The sequence below is a fragment of the Gottfriedia luciferensis genome (genome assembly GCF_001712755.1).
GTDB classification, from domain to species: domain Bacteria; phylum Bacillota; class Bacilli; order Bacillales; family Bacillaceae_G; genus Gottfriedia; species Gottfriedia luciferensis_B.
This window is the reverse complement of the sequence record NZ_MDKC01000032.1, coordinates 203,722-225,741: the sequence shown is the minus strand read 5'-3', so window position 1 is coordinate 225,741 and position 22,020 is coordinate 203,722. Positions and strand designations below refer to the sequence as shown.

Sequence of the window (22,020 nt, the reverse complement as noted above, 5' to 3'; positions counted from 1 at the left end):
AAGGGTGAGACCCCGCAGGCTGGCCGAGGAGGCTCACCTCTCTCCCCACGGAAAGGGAGCATCCTGGAGAGGAAATCAACGAAGTACTTATTTTAAAAGAACAGATAGTTGAATTAAACGACTTTTTCAACATCTCTAAACGATTTTAAAATAAGAAGCTTCTTTTTATTTGAATTAATAATTTTGGGTAAACTAAGCAGTAGGTTTTATTTTTGGTAAAATTAGAGATACAATGAAGATATTGGAAATAAATATGAGTAAATAGTATTTGACTAAGGAGGGTTCAATTTGAATTTGTTACAGTACAAAAATAGTGATATTAACGGTATTAAGCTACATGTGGTAACAACTGAAAAGTTTAAAACAAATTCGATTACGTTAAAAGTACGAGGAAAACTCGAAGAAGATACAGTATCGTATCGCGGAATTTTACCTTATGTATTGCAAAGTGGAACAAAAGATCTTCCTACCAATGGTGAAATTAGAAGAAAATTAGAAGAATTATATGGGGCGACCTTCTTTGTAGACGTATCAAAAAAAGGTGATTACCATGTTATGTCATTTACAATTGACATTGCAAATGAAAAATACCTTTCAAATCAAGGTTCACTATTAAATGAAGCGCTGATGCTTATTGCTTCTATTTGGCAAAATCCATTTTTAGAAAATGGGGTATTTTCAGCTAAACATGTTGAAACTCAAAAAAGAACTCAAGTACAACGAATTCAATCAATTAATGATGATAAATTGAAATTTGCAAATCAACGACTAGTGGAAGAAATGTTTAAGGATGAACCTTATGCGTTACTTGCAAATGGAAAAACAGAAGATGTCAATTCAATGACAGCAGACTCACTTTATCAGTACTATGAAAAAGCTTTGCAACAAGATTTAATTGATCTATATATAGTTGGAGATGTTGCATTTGACCAATGTAAACAATTAGTTGAAGAGAATTTTAGAAACACAACTAGTCGAAAATTAACAGTTGATACAACAAAAGCAACGCCAGTCGATTCTCCTAATGAAGTAATTGAAGAGCAAAAACTAAATCAGGCTAAACTTCATATAGGTTATACGACTGGGATTTCGATTAAAGATCCAGATTACTTTGCACTTCAAGTATTTAATGGACTTTTTGGCGGATTCTCTCATTCAAAGTTATTTATCAATGTTCGTGAAAAAAATAGCTTAGCATACTATGCTGCTTCTCGTTTTGAAAGTCATAAATCAATTTTAATGGTTATGTCTGGTATAGCAAGTGAAAATTATGAAAAAGCAACTACAATTATTGCTGAACAACTTGAAGAAATGAAAAAGGGAAATTTCACTGAAGAGGAAATCGATCAAACAAAATTAGTGATTAAAAACAGTCTATTAGAAAGTATGGACACAGCTTATGGAATTATTGAAACATTATTCAATGACCAAGCTGCAGGGAATGAACGTCCGATCGAGGACTGGTTCCCTGAAATTGAAAAAGTTACGAAAGATGAAATTGTAGCTGTAGCTAATAAAATTAAACTTCACACAACTTATTTCTTAAAAGGTCAGGAGGGAGCATAATGGAAAAAAAGTATTTTGAACAATTGAATGAAACGCTTTATTTCGAGGAGCTTGAAAACGGATTAAAAGTATATATTCTTCCTAAACAAGGCTACAACAAAACATATGCGACCTTTACAACTAAATACGGTTCGATTGATTCTGAATTTATTCCTTTAGGAAAAGATGAAAAATTAGTTGTACCAGATGGGATTGCTCATTTTTTAGAGCACAAGTTGTTTGAAAAGAAAGATGGGGACGTATTCCAAGTTTTTAGTAAACAAGGAGCTTCTTCTAATGCGTTTACAAGTTTTACACGAACTGCTTATTTATTTTCAGCAACGAATAATGTAGAACAAAATTTAATGACTTTAATTGATTTTGTTCAAGATCCATATTTTTCTGATCAAAGTGTTGAAAAAGAAAAAGGGATTATTGGTCAAGAAATTAAAATGTACGAAGATAACCCTGATTGGAGACAATATTTTGGGATGATTGCCAATTTATATGGTAAACATCCTGTTAGAACCGATATTGCTGGTACGGTTGAATCAATTTCAAAAATTACAAAAGAATTACTTTATACTTGTTACGAAACTTTTTATCATCCGAGTAATATGTTGTTTTTTGTTGTAGGTCCGGTAGATCCTGATAAAACAATGAATTTAATTAAAGAAAACCAAAGCAAAAAAACGTTCAAAGATGCAAATGAAATTAAGAGATTTTTCCCTGAAGAAACGCCAGAATCAGCAGAAAAGAAAAAAGTGTTACATATGAATGTCCAATCATCGAAAGTGCTCGTTGGCGTGAAAGACTTTTCTGCACCTAAAGGTGGAAGCGAATTATTAAAGCATGAATTATCAATTTCAGTATTACTTGATTATTTATTTGGCAAAGGCTCAAATACGTATCAACAAATGTATGAAGACGGCTTAATCGATGATACGTTCTCATATGATTACTCCGCAGAAAATGGTTTTGCTTTTGCAATCATCGGAGGAGATTCTACTTCACCTGAAAAACTTTCTGAAAAAATTAAAGAAGTGTTATTAGATTCAAAAAATCATCAGTGGGAAAAAGAAATTGTCGATCGCGTAGTTAAAAAGAAAATTGGCGGATTCCTACGCTCATTAAATTCTCCAGAATATATCGCTAACCAATTTACACGATATGCGTTCTTAGATATGCATTTATTTGACATTGTATCTGTGTTACAATCTATTTCTGTAGAGGATCTAAAAGAAAGTGCTAGTCATCTAATAAATGAAGACTATATGAGTGAATTTTTTGTTCTTCCTCATTGAATGAATTAAAAGCATCCTTTATTGGATGCTTTTTGAAATTTTAAAAATTTAAGGGTTTTTAAAGAATCAAAGTGTATTATTTATTAATAAAAATTTTTAAGTCCTCGTTTCTCTATTACCTTTATAATTATTAATACTCTTTAAACCTGCATTAAAACCTCGAATAAATGGAGATTATAATAAATGAGAAAAAGAATTCTAGTAATTGGAGCTAGTGGTGACATTGGCTTAGCAATTTCGAAAAAATTAATCAATGAAAAATATGATTTAGTTGTCCATTATAATAGTAAGAAAGAGCCACTTAATGAGCTGATCCAATTAGCTAATGAGATTGAAGTAAATTGCCAATTTGTTCAAGCGGACTTGTCAGTTGAAAATGGAGTTGAAATTTTAACATCACAAATAAATGATACAATCGATTCAATTGTTTATGCATCGGGTTTTTCAATCTTTGGTTTAATTAACGATGTAAGTGATGAGGAAATCGATCGAATGACTCAATTACATATCAAAAGTTTGATCAAAGTAGTCAATCATTTTCTTCCTAATATGGTGGCTAAAAAATCTGGCAGTATCGTCGTTATTTCGTCTATATGGGGACAAATTGGTGCTTCATGTGAAGTATTATATTCAACTACTAAAGGTGCTCAAAACGCCTATGTGATGGCATTAGCTAAAGAATTAGGGCCAAGTGGAGTGAAAGTAAATGCCGTTGCCCCAGGTGCCGTAAAAACGAATATGTTAAATACGTTTAGTGAAGAAGATTTAAAAGAAATCGCAAATGAAATTCCAATGAATCGTTTAGCTCTTCCATGTGAAATTGCGAATACGGTAAATTACCTAATTTCCGAACAATCTTCTTATATAACAGGCCAAATTCTTGGAGTAAACGGCGGTTGGCATACTTCATAGCAAAATTTCCGGTCGAAAGTTATTTATTTCACATATTTTACCTTTTATATTATGGCGAAATCGTTTATTATTAAATGGAGAGTTAAGTAGTTAACAAATAGGGGGTATAGGTATGGAGTTAATCGAATGGTATTTTGAGTATGAAATACATAAGAATCGCCCTGGACTACTTGGAGATATTGCATCGCTAATCGGTATGCTAGGGATTAATATTTTAACAATCAATGGTGTCGACACAATGAGACGCGGCATGTTACTTGGTTGCGATAACGATGATCAAATTACTAGATTTGAATCAATTTTAAATACTATGGACAATATAACAATAATTAAACTTAGAAAGCCAACTCTGAGAGATCGTTTAGCTGTAAGACATGGTACTTATATTCAACGTGACGTAGATGATAAAAAGACTTTTCGTTTTGTCCGCGATGATTTAGGTATGCTTGTTGATTTTATGGCAGAGCTATTTAAAATGCCAGGCCATAAGCTAATCGGAATTAGAGGGATGCCTCGTGTTGGTAAGACAGAATCAGTTGTAGCAGCAAGTGTTTGTGCAAATAAACGCTGGTTATTTGTTTCATCAACATTAATTAAACAAACATTAAGAAGTCAATTAATAGAAGATGAATATAATTCAGATAATGTATTTATTATTGATGGCATTCTTTCTCATAGAAGAGCAAATGAGCAACATTGGCAATTGGTTCGCGAAATTATGGCAATGTCTTCTGTGAAAGTAGTGGAACATCCTGATGTATTTGTACAGCAAACTGAATACTCCTTAGAAGATTTTGATTACATAATTGAATTAAGAAATGATGAAAATGAAGAAATTAAATATGAACTTGTAGACCAAATGGATAAAAATGGACACAACTCGTTCTCGATGTTTGATTTTTAAAGTTAGTTGGGGTGTAACTTGTGACAGAATTAGGAAAATATTTACGAGAAGCAAGAGAAGCGAAAGGTTTATCAATTGACGATGTACAAGAGTTAACGAAGATTCAGAAACGTTATCTTGAAGCAATCGAAGAAGGTAATTATGAAATATTGCCAGGGCAATTTTATGTTCGTGCATTTATTAGACAATATGCAGAAACAATAGGTGTTGACGTTTCTGGATTTCTAACTGAAAAGCCAGTGGTAGAAGAATCAACTGTGGCAAGTACAGTAGAAGAAGTAAAGCATGAAGAAATCCCTAGTAGAGCATCGAAGCTTAAAGAACCATTAAGCAATGTTAAGTCATCACGAGTAATGGATTATTTACCAAGGATACTAGTAGCGATTCTTATCATCGGAATCTGTATCGCTATTTATATGATGTTCCCATCAAAAAATGATGGAAAATCTGCGGATACGAATCAGACTCAATCTAACTCTAATTCTGAAATTGAAAAACCAAAAAATAATGCGCTAGATCAGGCAAAAGTTAATAATACGAAAAAAACAGAGAAACCGAAAAATGATGTGACTGAGCAAACACCAGCGCAAAAAATTACTGTTGACTCTGCAGCGGGTAAACGAACTACTATTTCTTTATCTGGTACGGATGTATTTAAATTAGAAGTAGTTGCAAATGGTGAAAGTTATGTAGATTTAAAAAATGCTGATGGAAAAATGTTCTATTCCGGAATTTTAAAACAAGGACAAACTCAAAACTACGACTTAACAGATGAAAATGAAGTAACAGTAAATATTGGTGCTTCTAATAATGTTGAGCTACGAATTAACGATCAGATATTTAAATATCCAGTTAATCCAACAAATGCTGTTCACCAAAAGATTACGATTAAAAATTTAAAAATGAATCAATAGTCATCTTTAAGATGGCTTTTATTCATTTATTATAAATGCTTCATTTTTAGAAAGTTTTGGAGGGTTTTACCATGAATTTACCAAATAAGATCACAGTTTCAAGGGTTTGTCTAATTCCATTATTTATGATTGCCGTTTTAATCGATTTTGGATGGGGAAAAGTTACATTAATGGGTGATTCAATACCAGTTAATCATTTAGTAGGAGCTGCAATTTTTATTATTGCATCAGTTACTGATTTTATAGATGGTTATTACGCTAGAAAATTTAATCTAGTAACTAATTTTGGTAAGTTTTTAGATCCACTTGCTGATAAATTACTTGTATCGTCTGCATTAATTATCTTAACTGATTTTCATTATGTTCCTGCATGGATTACGATTGTCATTATAAGTAGAGAGTTTGCTGTAACCGGATTACGAATGATTTTAGCTGGCTCTGGAGAAGTTCATGCTGCTGCAATGCTAGGTAAAATTAAGACTTGGGCTCAAATAGTTGCGATTTCTGCCTATTTCTTACATGACTTCCCATTGAATTTCTTACCATTTTCGATTGCGGATGTATCACTTTGGGTCGCATTATTCTTTACAGTATATTCTGGTTGGGATTATTTTTACAAAAATAGAGATGTTCTTCTTAAATCAATGTAATTAATATAGGGGGAAATGATATGAAGCGTGCTGAAATCATCGCAGTAGGTACTGAGCTACTTTTAGGCCAAATTGCAAATACAAATGCTCAATTTATAGCTAAACATTTATCTGCATTAGGATATCACCATCATTTCCAAACAGTTGTAGGAGACAATTCCGAACGACTTAAAAGTGCATTAGAAATTGCTTCATCAAGAAGTGATTTAATCATCTTAACTGGTGGACTTGGACCAACAAAGGATGATTTAACGAAAGAAGTAGTCGCAGAATTTGTTCAAGAATCACTTGTTTATCATGAACAATCACTAGAGTATATTGAACAATATTTTATTAAAGTAAATCGACCAATGACTGAAAATAATAAAAAACAAGCATTAGTCATTCATAACGCACATGTTTTATTGAATAAAAACGGTATGGCACCTGGAATGGTTTATGAAGTGAAAAATAAACAATTTGTATTATTACCAGGACCACCTAAAGAAATGATTCCGATGGTTGAGAAAGAACTAATTCCTTATTTTTTAAAAGGTAAGGAAGCAAGTACGATTATTTCGAAAGAGCTTAAATTTTTTGGCATCGGTGAATCGATTTTAGAAACTGAAATTCTTGATTTACTTGAAAATCAATCAAATCCAACAATTGCTCCTTTAGCGAGTGAGGGAGAAGTAATGCTTCGAGTTACTGCAAGTGCTAGTAATCAACAAGAGGCAGAAAAACTAATTGGACAAGCTGAAGAAAAAATACGTGAGCGCGTTGGGCAGTTTATATATGGTACAAATAATGAAAACTTATTTACAGTTTTATCAAGTAAGCTAAAAGATTTTAAACTGACTATTTCTGCTGCTGAAAGTTTAACTGGAGGTCTATTCAGTAAAAGACTGACAGATATTCCCGGGAACTCGTCCATTTTTAAAGGTAGTGTTGTTTGTTATTCTAATGAAATAAAACAAAATCTTTTAAATGTGCCAGCAGACATTCTTAATAAAAATGGTGCTGTAAGTGCAGAATGTGCAAAATCACTAGTTGAAAATATTCAAAGATTAACAGGCAGTAATATTTCAATTAGTTTTACTGGTGAGGCAGGACCGTCTACATTAGAAGATGTGCCGGTAGGGAAAGTATTTATCGGTATAAAAATTGGTGATTCTGATTCAATTGTAAAAGAGTTTCAATTCAGTGGCACTAGAGAACAAATCAGATTATCAAGTGTCAAAAATGGCGCGAACTTGTTGATTAAATTAATTAATTCAAGTTTCGAAAGTCAAGACTTATAAATTGAAATAGAATATTTTATAATATAAAAGCTCGGTTAATTTAGCCGAGTTTTTTAATTTTATAGTTTCGATATTAATAAAAATCTAGTTTTATAGACCAAAAAATACGAAACAAGCGTTTCTATTCTTTAAAAATTAAGTTTAAATACGAAAAATATCGAATAAACGTTCTATTTTTTTGTTGGCAAACGAACAAAAAACAGTTATTATATAGTTAAGAGATAAATGAATCCTGAAGGAGGAATCTAAATGAGTGATCGTCAAGCTGCATTAGAAATGGCTTTAAAACAAATAGAAAAACAATTCGGTAAAGGTTCAATTATGAAACTTGGAGAACAAACAGAACGCCAAATTTCAACTATTTCTAGTGGATCGTTAGCACTAGATGTAGCATTAGGTGTAGGTGGATATCCAAGAGGACGTATTATCGAAGTATATGGTCCTGAAAGTTCAGGTAAAACAACTGTAGCATTACATGCAATCGCTGAAGTTCAAGCAAATGGAGGACAAGCGGCGTTTATAGATGCTGAGCATGCATTAGATCCGGTTTATGCTCAAAAATTAGGTGTAAACATTGATGAGTTATTATTATCTCAACCAGATACAGGTGAACAAGCACTTGAAATCGCTGAAGCATTAGTTCGAAGTGGTGCAATTGATATTATCGTAATTGATTCAGTAGCTGCATTAGTTCCAAAAGCTGAAATTGAAGGTGAGATGGGTGATGCTCACGTAGGTCTACAAGCACGATTAATGTCGCAAGCATTACGTAAACTTTCAGGTGCAATTAACAAGTCAAAAACGATCGCATTCTTCATTAACCAAATTCGTGAAAAAGTTGGAGTTATGTTTGGTAATCCTGAGACGACTCCAGGTGGACGTGCGTTAAAATTCTATTCTACAATTCGTTTAGAAGTACGTCGTGCTGAACAATTAAAACAAGGTAATGATATTGTGGGTAACAAAACAAAGATTAAAGTAGTTAAAAATAAAGTAGCACCACCATTTAGACAAGCAGAAGTAGACATTATGTATGGAGAAGGTATTTCTAAAGAAGGTGAAATTCTTGATATTGGAGCCGATTTAGATATCGTTCTTAAGAGTGGAGCATGGTATTCTTACAATGAAGAGCGTCTTGGACAAGGCCGTGAGAATGCTAAGCAATTCTTAAAAGAAAATAAAGAAATTCGTGATACGATTAAACAATCGATCCGTCTTCACCATGGTTTAGATAACCCTGTTACTGTAACAGAAACAGATGACGAAGAACAATTCTCTTTATTAAATGAGTAATCATAAGTTAGTTTAGAACAATAAAAAATGCGGGCGCTTATTAAAAGTGCCTGCATTTTTTTATTTATAATTTCATGACTTTGATTTTTTTGAAATACAGAAAATAATTTCATCAATTTGAAAGAATTGATTCCAATAGAAGGATTCACCATCCCTATAAGAAATGCAAAGTGAGACCTTATTAGAATGACCATGAAGAGGCAAATAAAGTCATTCATGGTAAGTAGGTGTCTTGTATTAGAATAAGGCATACTTTTATGATCGGGGCTTATCAAAAAACAGACAATATCTATATTTTTTTATATTTATGAGTAGTAATTTATAAAAGAAAAATTCGATCAAATAACTTACTAATCAGATCTTAAAAAAAAATTAATGAATAAAATTTAGATTCTCATGTATGAAATCTAGTAAAAATGTAATAAATATTGATAAATCAAGTAAGTAAGCGAGTTACAAGGCTTGACATCATTTGGTAAGAGATTTAATATTTAAGTGTATATTCTAAAAAAATATTACTATTTTGTGAAAAATTGAATTGAAGTGTGCTGTATGTTGATGCAATTATTTATACAATATAACAGCCGACAAAAATGAAACTAACTAAATAGCAAGAGGAGGTGAAATCATGGGTGCAAATACTATAATTTTGATCATCTTCGCATTGCTTGCCACATTCGGAGTCGGTTATGCTGTCGGATTTTTTGTCCGTAAGTCCATTGCAGAAGCTAAAATAAATGGCGCAACTAATCATGCAAATCAAATTATTGAAGATGCAAAACGTGATTCAGAAACAATTAAAAAAGAAGCTTTATTGGAAGCAAAGGACGAAATTTTCAAAATTCGTACAGATGCAGAGAACGAAATTCGAGACCGTCGTAGTGAACTACAAAAGTCAGAAAATCGTTTAATGCAAAAAGAAGAGAACTTAGATCGTAAAGATGATGGACTTTCAAAACGTGAGTCTGTTCTTGAAAGAAAAGAGGAATCTCTTGTTTTAAAACAACAGCAGATAGAAGAAATGGAAAGCAAGATAGAAGCATTAATTGCTGCTCAACAAGAAGAGTTAGAGAGAATTTCTAGCTTAAATCGTGAAGAAGCAAGACAATTAATACTTACTAAAGTCGAAAATGAATTATCCCATGAAACAGCAATACTAGTAAAAGAAACAGAAGCTCGAGCAAAAGAAGAAGCAGATAAGAAAGCAAAAGATATTTTATCATTAGCAATCCAGCGATGTGCTGCAGACCATGTTGCTGAAACAACTGTTTCAGTTGTAAATCTTCCAAATGATGAAATGAAAGGTCGTATTATTGGCCGTGAAGGACGAAATATACGTACTTTAGAAACGTTAACTGGTATAGATTTAATTATTGATGATACGCCTGAAGCTGTAATATTATCAGGTTTTGATCCAATTCGTCGTGAAACTGCACGAATTGCACTAGATAAATTAGTACAAGATGGTCGAATCCATCCTGCACGAATTGAAGAAATGGTTGAAAAATCAAGACGAGAAGTAGATGAGTACATACGTGAAGTCGGTGAACAAACTACTTTTGAAGTTGGTGTTCATGGAATTCACCCTGACTTAATAAAAATATTAGGTCGTCTGAAATTTAGAACTAGTTATGGTCAAAATGTGTTAAAGCATTCGATGGAAGTAGCGAACTTAGCTGGACTTATGGCTGCTGAACTTGGTGAGGATACAAAACTTGCAAAACGTGCAGGTTTACTTCACGATATTGGTAAAGCAATTGACCATGAGGTAGAAGGAAGTCACGTTGAAATCGGTGTTGAATTAGCAACGAAATATAAAGAACATCCAGTAGTTATCAATAGTATTGCATCACATCACGGGGATGCTGCGCCAACTTCAATTATTGCGGTTCTTGTAGCTGCTGCAGATGCTTTATCTGCTGCTAGACCGGGAGCACGTAGCGAAACATTAGAAAACTATATCCGTCGATTAGAAAAGCTTGAAGAGATTTCTGAATCATATGAAGGTGTAGAAAAATCATTCGCTATTCAAGCAGGTCGTGAAGTACGCATCATGGTAAAACCAGATACAATTGATGATTTACAAGCTCATAGATTAGCGAGAGACATTAGAAAGCGTATTGAAGATGAACTGGATTACCCAGGTCATATAAAAGTTACGGTTATTCGTGAAACTCGAGCTGTCGAGTATGCAAAATAAAGTGGTTTATGCCACTTTATTTTCTTTTTTGTAACAAAATAAAGTATTTTTAAAAATAGCTCCAACTAATACATATCTGAAATGAATCTTAGTTGAATGGCATAGATGAAGATTCAGATTGTGCTAGTAATGGGGCTTTTCGTATTTTTGGGTAATCTAAAAGTAAAATCAGTGCTGTGAATTAACAGTGGCAAGTTGGAAGGATGTAACGTAATGAGAATAATGTTTATAGGCGATGTAGTTGGTTCAAATGGTAGGGCAATGGTAAAGGCTAATATTCAAGCTTTAAAAAGGAAATATAATCCTTCAGTAACGATTATAAATGGTGAAAATGCAGCACATGGTAAAGGAATAACGGAAAAAATTTACCGCGAATTTTTAGAATTAGGTGCTCAAGCAGTAACACTTGGTAACCATGCATGGGATAAAAAGGATATTTTTGAATTTATTGATCAAGCAAAATACTTAGTTAGACCAGCTAATTTCCCTGAAGGTACACCTGGTAATGGATTAGTATTTTTAAATTTTAATGATGTTGAAATAGCCGTTATAAATTTACAAGGTAGAACATTTTTACCACCACTTGATTGTCCTTTTAAAAAAGCTGATGAGCTAATAAAAATCGCTAAAAAACGAACAAACATCATTTTTGTTGATTTTCATGCTGAAGCAACAAGTGAAAAAATTGCTATGGGCTGGTATTTGGATGGAAGAGTAACAGCGGTTGTTGGTACACATACACATGTTCAAACGGCTGATGAGCGAGTTTTACCTGCTGGTACAGCGTTTATTACAGATGTTGGAATGACAGGTCCATATGATGGAATTCTAGGTGTTACGAAAGAAGCTGTTATAAAAAAATTCCTAACGAACTTACCAGTGAGATTCGAAGTTGATGAAGGTAGAGGTCAGTTAAGTGGTGTAATTATCGAATTAGATAAACAAACTGGGCTAGCAAAATCAATAAAAAGAATACAAATAAATGATGATCATCAAGAGCTATAATATTAATTAAAAGAATTGTGAAAATTTTTAAAAAACTTTTAAATATTTGCAGGAATAACTTCTTGTTATCGAGAATAGTTTTTATTGTACACAATAATAGCTTTGTAAGTACAAGGAGGATCAGGAATGGAAATATTAAAAGTTTCAGCAAAGTCAAACCCTAATTCTGTAGCAGGAGCACTTGCAGGTGTATTGAGAGAGCGTGGTTCAGCAGAAATTCAAGCAATTGGTGCTGGCGCGTTAAACCAAGCTGTAAAAGCAGTTGCAATTGCAAGAGGATTCGTTGCACCAAGTGGTGTAGACCTTATTTGTATCCCTGCATTTACAGATATTCAAATCGATGGGGAAGAGCGTACAGCGATAAAATTAATCGTAGAGCCTCGTTAATAATAACAACCTGTTAGCCTAAAGCGACAGGTTGTTTTATTTTTAATTCAAGGAAGAGTAAGTGTTAGCAAGTCAGATTACGCAAAATTGTAATTAAAAAGTGTACCTAAGACTTTAGCTCCAACTCGAAAGCTCGTTTAGTCGACGAGTTTTTTTGCGTATAATTATTACTTTTATTATTCGAATTATTAATATGTTACACTAATTTCAATAGTCAAAAAAATAGGAGGGTGTTAATTTATGAAAGTTTTTGATGCTCATTGTGATGTATTGATGAAATTACTAGAAAAGCCTTCGATCAATTTTGAAAATGATGATTCCTTACAAGTTTCAGTTAATCGATTAAAACAAGGGAATAGTAAAATACAATGTTATGCGATTTATATTCCTGAAAGTATACATAAACTAATCAAATTTGATGCAGCTCTTCAATGTGTAACACTTTTTTATGAAAAAGTAGCAACAGAAAATAATAATATAAAAGTTATTCGAACAAAAGAAGATGAAGTTGGATTAAAAAGTCACGAAATGGGTGCTATTTTGACGCTAGAGGGCTGTGATGCACTTTTAGGTGATATTAATCGCTTAAAGATATTACATCGTCTAGGGGTACGTAGTGTCGGTCTAGTATGGAATTATGCAAACGAAGCTGCGGATGGAATTCTTGAGGAAAGAAATGGTGGTTTAACTAATTTTGGAAGAAGTGTAGTTCATTACTTAAATGAGCATAATATGTGGTGTGATCTTTCTCATTGTACTGAAGCCGCGTTTTGGGATGCATTTGAACAAGCAAAATATCCAACTGCGACTCATTCAAATGCTAAAGCGATTTGTAAACATCCAAGAAATTTAAATGATGAACAGCTAAAGGCTATGTTTAATAGAGGAGCAATAGTCGGGATTAATTTCTATCCTACTTTTTTAGTTGATGAAGGTGTCGCAAATATTTCAGATATTCTTAAACATATCGATTATATGTGCTCTCTAGGTGGAGAAAAATTTATCGCGATGGGATCAGATTTTGATGGAATCGATACTCATCCAACAAATTTACATCACGTAGGTCTTTATCAAAATTTAACAAATGAATTGCTTAAACACTATACAGAACAGCAGGTTAAAGGCTTTATGTATGAGAATTATTCATCATATATACATTACAAATAACACGTTACTTGTTCAGAATAATAAAAATATAAAAATTAAAGGAATAATTTCTTTCAAAATCATTGATTTTTTTGATTAATAGGTCTAGAATTGAAAGCGAATTAACTCATATCAAAAGATATGTTTTAAATCGCTTTCATTCTTTTATAAAAAATGAATGATATGCAAAAAAATTATCCATTTATAATTTAATTTATTACGAATGAGGGCATTCAAAGGGGTGTAGGAAATGATTGAACAACTTTCGTGGAAAGTTGGAGGACAACAGGGTGAAGGTATCGAAAGTACAGGTGAGATTTTTGCAATTGCGCTAAACCGTTTAGGTTACTACTTATACGGATATCGTCATTTCTCTTCTCGTATTAAAGGTGGTCACACTAATAACAAAATTCGTGTAAGTACAACTGAAGTTCGTGCAATTTCAGATGACTTAGATATTTTAGTAGCATTTGACCAAGAAACAATCGATGTAAACTTTTATGAATTACGCAAAGGCGGTATCGTAATTGCTGATGCTAAATTTAATCCGACAATTCCAGATTCAACTGACGTAACACTTTATTCAATTCCATTTACAGAATTAGCAACTGAACTAGGTACTTCATTAATGAAAAACATGGTTGCAGTTGGAGCTTCAAGTGCAATTTTAGGTCTATCAATTGAAGTGTTCAGAGAAGTTGTAGATGAAATTTTTGGTAAAAAAGGTCAACAAATTGTTGAGAAAAACATAGAAGCAATCGCACGTGGAGCAGAAGAAATGAGAGAAATGCTTGGCGTGAATGTAAATAAAATGCAATTATCAGAAGCTGATGGTAAAAAACGTATGTTCCTAATCGGTAACGATGCAATCGCAATGGGTGCATTAGCAGGTGGTTCTCGTTTTATGGCAGCGTATCCAATTACGCCAGCATCTGAAATTATGGAATACTTAATCAAAAAATTACCTCAGTATGGTGGAGCAGTTATTCAAACTGAAGACGAAATTGCTGCATGTACAATGGCAATCGGTGCTAACTATGCTGGTGTTCGTACATTAACATCATCTGCAGGTCCTGGTCTTTCATTAATGATGGAAGCAATCGGTCTTTCTGGTATGACTGAGGTTCCTTTAGTAATCGTTGATACTCAACGTGGTGGTCCAAGTACTGGTCTTCCAACTAAACAAGAGCAATCAGACTTAATGGCTATGATCTACGGAACTCACGGTGAAATTCCGAAAGTAGTAATCGCTCCAAGTACAGTAGAAGAAGGATTCTACGATATGGTGGAAGCGTTTAACGTAGCTGAAGAATTCCAAGTACCTGTAATCGTAATTACTGACTTACAACTTTCTTTAGGTAAACAAACTGTTGAGCCACTTCAATTTGAAAAAGTACAAATTCGCCGTGGTAAGTTTGATTACAAACAAGAATTACCTGTATCTGAAAACAAAGAGTACTTCAAACGTTATGAAGTGACTGAAGATGGCGTTTCTCCTCGTGTAGTACCAGGTATGAAAGGTGGAATTCACCACGTAACAGGTGTTGAGCATGATGAAATGGGTAAACCATCAGAATCACCAATTAACCGTAATCAACAAATGGATAAACGTATGCGTAAATTAAATAACCTAAAATTCCCTAACCCAGTGTTAGTGAACTCTAAACACGAAGATGCTGATGTATTACTAGTTGGTTTCAACTCAACTCGTGGTGCGATTGAAGAAGCAATGGTTCGTTTAGAGCAAGATGGTATCAAAGTTAACCATGCTCATATCCGTCTAATTCACCCATTCCCAACAAACGAATTAATGCCTGAGCTTAAAAAAGCTAAGCGTGTAATCGTAGTTGAAAATAATGCTACTGGTCAATTAGCAAGCATTATCAAAATGAATTGTGGTCATGCAGAAAAGATTTCAAGCTTACTAAAATATGATGGAAATCCTTTCTTACCAAAAGAAATTTACAATACTTGCAAGGAAGGAGTTGTTCTAAATGGCAACATTTAAAGAATTTCGTAATAATATTAAACCAAACTGGTGCCCAGGATGTGGAGACTTCTCTGTACAAGCATCTATTCAACGTGCAGCAGCGAATGTTGGTTTAGAACCTGATAACCTTGCAGTAATTTCTGGTATTGGATGTTCTGGTCGTATTTCTGGATATATTAACTCTTACGGTTTACATGGTATCCATGGTCGTTCACTTCCAATTGCACAAGGTGTAAAAATGGCTAACCGTGATCTAACTGTTATCGCTTCTGGTGGTGACGGTGATGGATTCGCTATCGGTTTAGGTCATACAATCCATGCAATTCGTCGTAACATCGACATTACGTATATCGTAATGGACAACCAAATCTATGGTCTAACAAAAGGTCAAACATCACCTCGTAGTGATGTAGGATTCAAAACTAAGAGTACGCCACAAGGTTCTGTTGAATCTGCACTTTCAGTAATGGAAATGGCATTAACAGCTGGTGGAACATTCGTAGCTCAAAGTTTCTCAAGTGATTTAAAAGAATTAACTTCATTAATTGAGCAAGGTATTAACCACAAAGGTTTCTCTTTAATTAACGTATTCAGCCCATGTGTAACTTACAATAAAGTAAACACATATGACTGGTTTAAAGAAAATCTTGTTAAACTTTCTGATGTTGAAGGATATGATCCATCAAACAAAGAAATGGCTATGCAAACATTAATGCAAAATAAAGGTTTAGTAACTGGTCTTATCTACCAAAACAAAGAGCAAAAATCATACCAACAATTAATTTCTGGATACAGTGAAGAACCATTAGTTGAATCAGAACTTCAATTAGAAAAAGCACAATTCGAAAAATTAGTTGCTGAATTCATGTAATAAAAAGAAAAACTCCTCATTTTTTGAGGAGTTTTTTCAAAGTGTTGAAATATAAAATGGTCAATAGGGAAACGGACATTAAATGAACATTTATTTAATGATGAAATTATCATTTCTGGGATGATCTATTAAGGTTTTAAATATTAATATGGTTGAGTAATTTCATGATTCCAATAATCACTAGTAATGATTTTTTCAGAAGATAAAAATACTATGGGTTAATTTTTATAAAAAAAAATTCAGTTGTTTAGTTTAATTAATGTTCGATATTTATTGACCTACAAGCTGATTAATATAAAATAGTTGGGTTACTCTAGTAAAGGCAATCTGATTAGGATTTATTGCAGACTTTTTTCGATGAATAAGTTGATTGGAACGAAAGGGATGCTCGACTCCTATGGGATTAGCGGGAAGGCTGAGACCCCGCAGGCTTGCCGAGGAGGCTAAAGAATCTCGCCCCATGGAAAGCGAGAATACTGTAGTGGAAATCAACATCACTCTACTCCTTTTACGAAAATTTGGTAATTAAATTGACAAGGTTGTTTTTCAACAACATGGAAAAACTCCTCACTTTTTGAGGAGTTTTTTTTTATTTTAGATATGGACAATCATGACAATCTATTATGAAGGATACTGCCATTTGATGTTGAAGTAATTTGTAGTTAGGAGTGTTTTGATGATGAATATAAAAATAAGAAGACCGATAATAGAAGACATTAAAGAATTAAATCAATTTTTTAAAATAGTGATTATAGATACTTTTACAAAAGAAGGTATTAGCAATCAAGTGGAAAGTATGAAGGAAGAAATCAAAACAAAAGGAATTTATCTAGAAAATGATTTTGAAAGTAATGGTGAAGAACGATATTTTTTGATTGCGTTAAATAACGAAAAGATTATTGGTTCGATTGAATATGGTCCAGCTAGTGATCTTATTTTAAATTGTACAAACAATGAATTAAAAGGGCTACCTGAGGTCGGTACTGTATTTGTACATCCAGACTATCAAAAAAATGGAATAGGAAATTTATTATTAAAGAATATGTTCGTTACTTTACACAATAAAGGGATAGAAGAATTTTGTTTAGATAGTGGCTATTGTAATGCCCAAAAAATCTGGAAAAAGAAATTTGGCGAACCTGATTATTTATTAAAGGACTATTGGGATAAGGGATCTGATCATATGATTTGGAAAATTAAAGTCAGCGATAGATTAAAATAGCAATTTTTCAGGTTTTATCTGCAAACCACTGTTTAATTACCAATTTCATCATTTGTTTTTACAGAAGAACCCTTTATTTGGCATTCCAAAACTCTTATTTGCAGCCTAGTCATTATTTATCACTTCTGTTTTTAAATCTACAGTTTTATCAACATTTAAAGATTCTCTAAGGATACCATATTAAAAAATAGAGGTTTCCAATTTTGGAGACCCTCCATTTTCTAATAACAAAGTAACACTAAATTGAATTCTTAAATTAAAAAATAGGCAAATAAAGGAAATCGCTTGATATTATCGAATTTCTTAATTAGAAATAATAGAAAGGAGAAAAATTTTGTTATCCTCACTCGTACCTGCTTTAATTACGTTTATTTTGGTAAGTATTCTTTCACCTTTTTTAATTGCTACGTTAAGAAGATTGAAGTTGACTCAACCTATTAGAGCGGAATTACCAGCTGAACACCATAATAAAAAAGGAACTCCTTTAATGCTGGGAAGTATATTTTTGATAGGTATTTTAGTAGCTTTCGTTAATTATTCAAGTCCACTTATGCTTTTTTTAGTTGGAACTTTTATTTTATTCAGTGTTGTTGGTTTTCTTGATGACTTTTGGAAAGCATCAAAACAGGATCCAGGAGGAATATCAGCTAAAACAAAACTAGTTTTTCAATTTTCATTTACTATTTTTTTACTTATTGTTTTAATTAATTTTTTTGAAGTAGACACAACCTTTCGGATTACCGATTCGATAAGTATCTTTTTACCATTATGGGTTTATTTGGCCTTAATCACTTTATTTATTGTAGGATCAGCTAATGCTATTAACTTTACTGACGGGATGGACGGACTGCTTGGTATGGTATCAATCCCTACCTTCTTTTTCTTTTTTCTGATTTCAGATCATATTGAAGTGAAAATTTTTAGTCTCATAATGATCGCTAGTTTAGCTGGTTTTTTAATTTATAACTTATATCCAGCTAAGGCTTTTATGGGCGACACAGGTTCAATGGCAATCGGTGGTTCGTTATCATTTTTAGCGATAATTGAAAAAGTAGAGATCTTGATTCCAATGTTGTTTTTTATTTATTTAGCTGAACAGTTTTCCGTTATTTTTCAAGTTTTCTACTTTAAAAGAACAAGAAAAAGATTATTTCTAATGGCACCTATACATTTTCATTATGGAATTAAATATGGTTGGTCAGAAAATGTCATTGTCATGAATTTTACGATTGTTTCTTGGACAGGTTGTTTCTTAAGCTACTTATATTTTTATTTTTTTATGTAAATTATGAACTCAATGAATTTAAGAGAATCCTTTGATGGATTCTCTTTTTATGTTGAAAAAGGTGTTTTTTAGGTTTAGAGAGGACTCGAGTTACGGTTCCAAGAGTGTGGACCATATAACCTGAATCAACATTCTTCAATCAATCATTAAAGCGCTTTATTCTTTTTAAGAATTGTTTTTATAATATTGGATAAAATTATTCAAATATACTAGTATTATCAGCTTTCTTTTTTGCCTAACGCACATTGTATATTGTAGAATAACGTTATATACTTAAGTAATGTGTGGACGCTCGAGAAGAAAGGAGATTGTTTCATGAATGAACAACAACGCCTTCAAGGCACTAATATAAATAATTCAAAAGATAAAAATGATAAAGATTATAGTAAATATTTTGAAAAAGTTTACCAAGCTCCATCTTTAGCTGATGCAAAGCGTCGAGGTAAAGAAGAAGTTACTTATGATCGTGGTTTTGAAATTCCTGAAGAGATGAGAAATTCAGGTGTAGGTAAAAAATTCTTAATCCGTACATATGGCTGCCAAATGAATGAACATGACACAGAAGTTATGGCAGGTATTTTAACGACGATGGGTTATGAAGTAGCTACATCAGTTGAAGATGCTGATATTATTCTATTAAATACATGTGCAATTCGAGAAAACGCTGAAAATAAAGTGTTTGGTGAAATTGGTCACTTAAAACCGTTAAAACTTCAAAGACCAGATCTATTAATCGGTATTTGTGGTTGTATGTCTCAAGAAGAAGCAGTTGTTAATCGAATCTTACAAAAACATTCATTTATAGATATGGTATTTGGTACACATAATATTCATAGATTACCATTTATTATTCAAGAAGCGATGTTTAGTAAAGAAATGGTGATTGAAGTATGGTCAAAAGAAGGGGATGTAATTGAGAACCTTCCAAAAGTACGTCGTGGAGAAATTAAAGCATGGGTTAATATTATGTATGGCTGTGATAAATTCTGTACGTACTGTATTGTTCCTTACACACGTGGTAAAGAACGTAGTCGTCAACCAGAGGATATCATCAATGAAGTACGTGAATTAGCTAGACTGGGCTATAAAGAAGTTACTTTATTAGGTCAAAATGTTAATGCTTATGGTAAAGACTTAGATGATGGTAAATATGGATTAGGTCATTTAATGGATGAAATCCGTAAAATTGGTATCCCTCGTGTTCGTTTTACAACAAGTCATCCACGTGATTTTGATGATCATTTAATAGAAGTATTAGCAAAAGGTGGCAACTTAATGCCACATATTCACTTACCAGTTCAATCTGGTAGCTCTGAAGTTCTAAAACTAATGTCACGTAAATATGATCGTGAACAATATTTAGAACTTGTAAGAAAATTAAAAACAGCAATGCCACAAATTTCATTTACAACAGATATCATTGTTGGATTCCCAAATGAAACGGATGAGCAATTCGAAGAAACGATGACTTTATATGAAGAAGTTGGTTTTGATTTAGCATTTACTTTCATTTATTCACCACGTGAAGGTACACCAGCTGCAAAAATGGTAGATAATGTACCAGAAAGCGTGAAAAAGGAAAGATTACAACGACTTAACAATCTTGTAAATGAAAAATCTGCTGAATTCAATAAACGTTTTGAAGGTCAAATACTTGATGTATTAGTAGAAGGAGAAAGTAAGAAGAACCCTGATGTACTTGCTGGGTATACTCCTTATAATAAACTTGTAAACTTTAGAGGTCCTAAATCAATCGTTGGTCAAATTGTAAAAGTAAAAGTTACAAAAGCTAAAACATGGTCATTAGATGGAGAATTAGTAGAAGAAACAGTAGAGGTGCTATAATGGGAAAATATACAAAAACGGATATCGTTGAACGTGCAAAAGAATTAGCAGTAATGATTTCTGAAACAGAAGAAGTAGACTTTTTTAAACGTGCTGAAGCGCAAATTAACGAGAGTGAAACTGTAAGAGCTTATATTGAAGAAATTAAGTCATTACAAAAACAAGCAGTTAATTTAGAGCACTGGGGTAAGAAAGAAGCACTTAAAAAAGTTGAACAAGAGCTTGATGAATTAAACGAAAAACTAGAAACAATTCCAGTTGTACAAGAATTTCAATCTTCTCAAGTAGAAGTTAATGACTTACTTCAATTAATCGCACATACGATCTCAAATGGTGTGACAGACGAAATCATTAAGTCAACGGGCGGTAACTTATTAAGTGGAGAGACAGGTTCAAAAGTAGAACATGGGCCAGATGCTTGCAAAACAGATAGCTGCAGCCATTAATAAAAAAGACTCAAGGAAGCAAATAATTTTGCTGCTTGAGTCTTTTTTTTATATAAAGCTAATAAAGTAATTACTAAATAGCCTTAATATCATAATTTTTATGTTTATTTTTTAAATTCTTCAATTTAGAGTCAACTTTATTAGGCTGTCGTCATACAATTTATCATCACATGTTTTTTTAACTTGTATAAAAGAATTTTCATGTCATTAACACATTCCGCATATGTCACGCATAGAATGAAATGAAAATGGAACGAGGAGGGTCACACCTATGTCTGAACGCGAACATAGAGAGATTATAACGAAGGCAGTCGTAGGAAGAGGCAAGAAATATAACAAAGTCACACATACAATCACACCAAATCATACTCCATCAAGTATTTTAGGCTGCTGGGTTATTAACCATGTATATGATGCAAAAAAATGTAAGGATGGAGTAGAAGTATCTGGTAAATATGATATTAATATTTGGTACTCCTATGGTGACAATACGAAAACAGAAGTAGTTCCTGAGTCTGTTAAGTATACTGAAGTAGTAAAGTTAAGACACAGAGATGAAAACTTTACTGGCGAAGATTGTGAAGTAATTGCTAGATCATTAAAACATCCAAATTGTTTAGATGCAATTATTTCTCCAAATGGAAATCGATTTATTGTAACTGTAGAAAAAGAAGTATTAGTTGAAGTTGTAGGTGAAACGAAAATTGTCGTACTTGTTGCACCACATGGTGTACACGACGATGACGAGTTCTTTGATGTAGATGATGAGTTTGAAGATTTAGATCCAGATTTTGTTTTAGAAGGCGAAGAAGAGTAAGTTA

At 32.8% G+C, this 22,020-nt stretch carries 19 protein-coding genes; all 19 read left to right on the top strand.

Translation table 11 applies throughout. From position 1 onward, the window contains the following. Positions 1-288: 288 nt before the first annotated feature. The 19 genes from yfmF to cotE all read left to right on the top strand — a co-directional run bounded on the left by yfmF (position 289) and on the right by cotE (position 22,016). Complete coding sequence (gene yfmF / locus BED47_RS16055; RefSeq protein WP_069034496.1) at positions 289-1,566, top strand: EF-P 5-aminopentanol modification-associated protein YfmF; 1,278 nt, start codon at positions 289-291, stop codon at positions 1,564-1,566. Next, positions 1,566-2,849 (top strand): EF-P 5-aminopentanol modification-associated protein YfmH, encoded by a 1,284-nt coding sequence (gene yfmH, locus BED47_RS16050; protein ID WP_069034495.1) that lies wholly within the window; start codon positions 1,566-1,568, stop codon positions 2,847-2,849. Before yfmF ends, yfmH begins: the two co-directional genes overlap by 1 nt. A 183-nt stretch (positions 2,850-3,032) precedes the next feature. Further along, a complete protein-coding gene (gene ymfI / locus BED47_RS16045) occupies positions 3,033-3,761 on the top strand; it encodes an elongation factor P 5-aminopentanone reductase (protein ID WP_025568771.1) in 729 nt (242 codons plus the stop codon). 112 nt (positions 3,762-3,873) lie between these two features. Further along, entirely contained in the window at positions 3,874-4,665 is a 792-nt protein-coding gene (locus BED47_RS16040) for a DUF3388 domain-containing protein (protein WP_025568772.1), read from the top strand. 20 nt (positions 4,666-4,685) lie between these two features. Next, a complete protein-coding gene (locus tag BED47_RS16035) occupies positions 4,686-5,579 on the top strand; it encodes a helix-turn-helix domain-containing protein (RefSeq protein ID WP_069034494.1) in 894 nt (297 codons plus the stop codon). A 71-nt stretch (positions 5,580-5,650) separates the two neighbouring features. Beyond that, entirely contained in the window at positions 5,651-6,229 is a 579-nt protein-coding gene (pgsA, locus tag BED47_RS16030; protein WP_025568774.1) for a CDP-diacylglycerol--glycerol-3-phosphate 3-phosphatidyltransferase, read from the top strand. A 20-nt stretch (positions 6,230-6,249) separates the two neighbouring features. Beyond that, on the top strand, positions 6,250-7,509 hold the full coding sequence (locus tag BED47_RS16025; protein WP_025568775.1) for a competence/damage-inducible protein A: 1,260 nt from the start codon (positions 6,250-6,252) through the stop codon (positions 7,507-7,509). Positions 7,510-7,758: 249 nt separating this feature from the next. Beyond that, positions 7,759-8,802 (top strand): recombinase RecA, encoded by a 1,044-nt coding sequence (gene recA, locus BED47_RS16020; RefSeq protein WP_025568776.1) that lies wholly within the window; start codon positions 7,759-7,761, stop codon positions 8,800-8,802. Between the two features lie 628 nt (positions 8,803-9,430). Next, positions 9,431-11,002: a ribonuclease Y gene (gene rny / locus BED47_RS16015; protein WP_069034493.1), complete on the top strand. Its 1,572-nt coding sequence runs from the start codon at positions 9,431-9,433 to the stop codon at positions 11,000-11,002. A 213-nt stretch (positions 11,003-11,215) separates the two neighbouring features. Beyond that, complete coding sequence (locus BED47_RS16010) at positions 11,216-12,007, top strand: TIGR00282 family metallophosphoesterase (RefSeq protein ID WP_069034492.1); 792 nt, start codon at positions 11,216-11,218, stop codon at positions 12,005-12,007. Between the two features lie 126 nt (positions 12,008-12,133). Next, positions 12,134-12,394, top strand: a complete 261-nt coding sequence (gene spoVS / locus BED47_RS16005) for a stage V sporulation protein SpoVS (protein ID WP_044893696.1) — start codon at positions 12,134-12,136, stop codon at positions 12,392-12,394. Positions 12,395-12,634: 240 nt separating this feature from the next. Next, positions 12,635-13,561 (top strand): dipeptidase, encoded by a 927-nt coding sequence (locus BED47_RS16000; protein ID WP_069034491.1) that lies wholly within the window; start codon positions 12,635-12,637, stop codon positions 13,559-13,561. A 229-nt stretch (positions 13,562-13,790) separates the two neighbouring features. Beyond that, positions 13,791-15,548, top strand: a complete 1,758-nt coding sequence (locus BED47_RS15995) for a 2-oxoacid:acceptor oxidoreductase subunit alpha (RefSeq protein WP_069034490.1) — start codon at positions 13,791-13,793, stop codon at positions 15,546-15,548. Beyond that, positions 15,535-16,401: a 2-oxoacid:ferredoxin oxidoreductase subunit beta gene (locus BED47_RS15990; protein WP_069034489.1), complete on the top strand. Its 867-nt coding sequence runs from the start codon at positions 15,535-15,537 to the stop codon at positions 16,399-16,401. Before BED47_RS15995 ends, BED47_RS15990 begins: the two co-directional genes overlap by 14 nt. 676 nt (positions 16,402-17,077) lie before the next feature. Further along, positions 17,078-17,623, top strand: coding sequence for a GNAT family N-acetyltransferase (locus BED47_RS15980; protein ID WP_069034487.1), 546 nt, complete (start codon positions 17,078-17,080; stop codon positions 17,621-17,623). 334 nt (positions 17,624-17,957) lie between these two features. Further along, positions 17,958-18,908 (top strand): phospho-N-acetylmuramoyl-pentapeptide-transferase, encoded by a 951-nt coding sequence (gene mraY / locus BED47_RS15975; RefSeq protein ID WP_069034486.1) that lies wholly within the window; start codon positions 17,958-17,960, stop codon positions 18,906-18,908. Between the two features lie 315 nt (positions 18,909-19,223). Then, on the top strand, positions 19,224-20,753 hold the full coding sequence (gene miaB, locus BED47_RS15970; protein ID WP_069034485.1) for a tRNA (N6-isopentenyl adenosine(37)-C2)-methylthiotransferase MiaB: 1,530 nt from the start codon (positions 19,224-19,226) through the stop codon (positions 20,751-20,753). Beyond that, entirely contained in the window at positions 20,753-21,199 is a 447-nt protein-coding gene (locus BED47_RS15965; RefSeq protein ID WP_069034484.1) for a RicAFT regulatory complex protein RicA family protein, read from the top strand. The genes miaB and BED47_RS15965 overlap by 1 nt, the downstream gene beginning before the upstream one ends. 271 nt (positions 21,200-21,470) lie before the next feature. Continuing rightward, complete coding sequence (gene cotE / locus BED47_RS15960) at positions 21,471-22,016, top strand: outer spore coat protein CotE (RefSeq protein ID WP_069034483.1); 546 nt, start codon at positions 21,471-21,473, stop codon at positions 22,014-22,016. Positions 22,017-22,020 lie beyond the last annotated feature (4 nt).

What these genes read in the sequence shown, in the direction of transcription:
- yfmH (WP_069034495.1), top strand. Translation starts at nt 1,566, where the DNA reads ATGGAAAAAAAGTATTTTGAACAATTGAATGAAACGCTTTATTTCGAG.
- BED47_RS16040 (WP_025568772.1), top strand. Translation starts at nt 3,874, where the DNA reads ATGGAGTTAATCGAATGGTATTTTGAGTATGAAATACATAAGAATCGC.
- BED47_RS16025 (WP_025568775.1), top strand. Translation starts at nt 6,250, where the DNA reads ATGAAGCGTGCTGAAATCATCGCAGTAGGTACTGAGCTACTTTTAGGC.
- rny (WP_069034493.1), top strand. Translation starts at nt 9,431, where the DNA reads ATGGGTGCAAATACTATAATTTTGATCATCTTCGCATTGCTTGCCACA.
- BED47_RS15965 (WP_069034484.1), top strand. Translation starts at nt 20,753, where the DNA reads ATGGGAAAATATACAAAAACGGATATCGTTGAACGTGCAAAAGAATTA.
- spoVS (WP_044893696.1), top strand. Translation starts at nt 12,134, where the DNA reads ATGGAAATATTAAAAGTTTCAGCAAAGTCAAACCCTAATTCTGTAGCA.
- BED47_RS15990 (WP_069034489.1), top strand. Translation starts at nt 15,535, where the DNA reads ATGGCAACATTTAAAGAATTTCGTAATAATATTAAACCAAACTGGTGC.
- BED47_RS15980 (WP_069034487.1), top strand. Translation starts at nt 17,078, where the DNA reads ATGATGAATATAAAAATAAGAAGACCGATAATAGAAGACATTAAAGAA.
- recA (WP_025568776.1), top strand. Translation starts at nt 7,759, where the DNA reads ATGAGTGATCGTCAAGCTGCATTAGAAATGGCTTTAAAACAAATAGAA.
- miaB (WP_069034485.1), top strand. Translation starts at nt 19,224, where the DNA reads ATGAATGAACAACAACGCCTTCAAGGCACTAATATAAATAATTCAAAA.
- BED47_RS16010 (WP_069034492.1), top strand. Translation starts at nt 11,216, where the DNA reads ATGAGAATAATGTTTATAGGCGATGTAGTTGGTTCAAATGGTAGGGCA.
- BED47_RS16000 (WP_069034491.1), top strand. Translation starts at nt 12,635, where the DNA reads ATGAAAGTTTTTGATGCTCATTGTGATGTATTGATGAAATTACTAGAA.
- cotE (WP_069034483.1), top strand. Translation starts at nt 21,471, where the DNA reads ATGTCTGAACGCGAACATAGAGAGATTATAACGAAGGCAGTCGTAGGA.
- pgsA (WP_025568774.1), top strand. Translation starts at nt 5,651, where the DNA reads ATGAATTTACCAAATAAGATCACAGTTTCAAGGGTTTGTCTAATTCCA.
- BED47_RS15995 (WP_069034490.1), top strand. Translation starts at nt 13,791, where the DNA reads ATGATTGAACAACTTTCGTGGAAAGTTGGAGGACAACAGGGTGAAGGT.
- ymfI (WP_025568771.1), top strand. Translation starts at nt 3,033, where the DNA reads ATGAGAAAAAGAATTCTAGTAATTGGAGCTAGTGGTGACATTGGCTTA.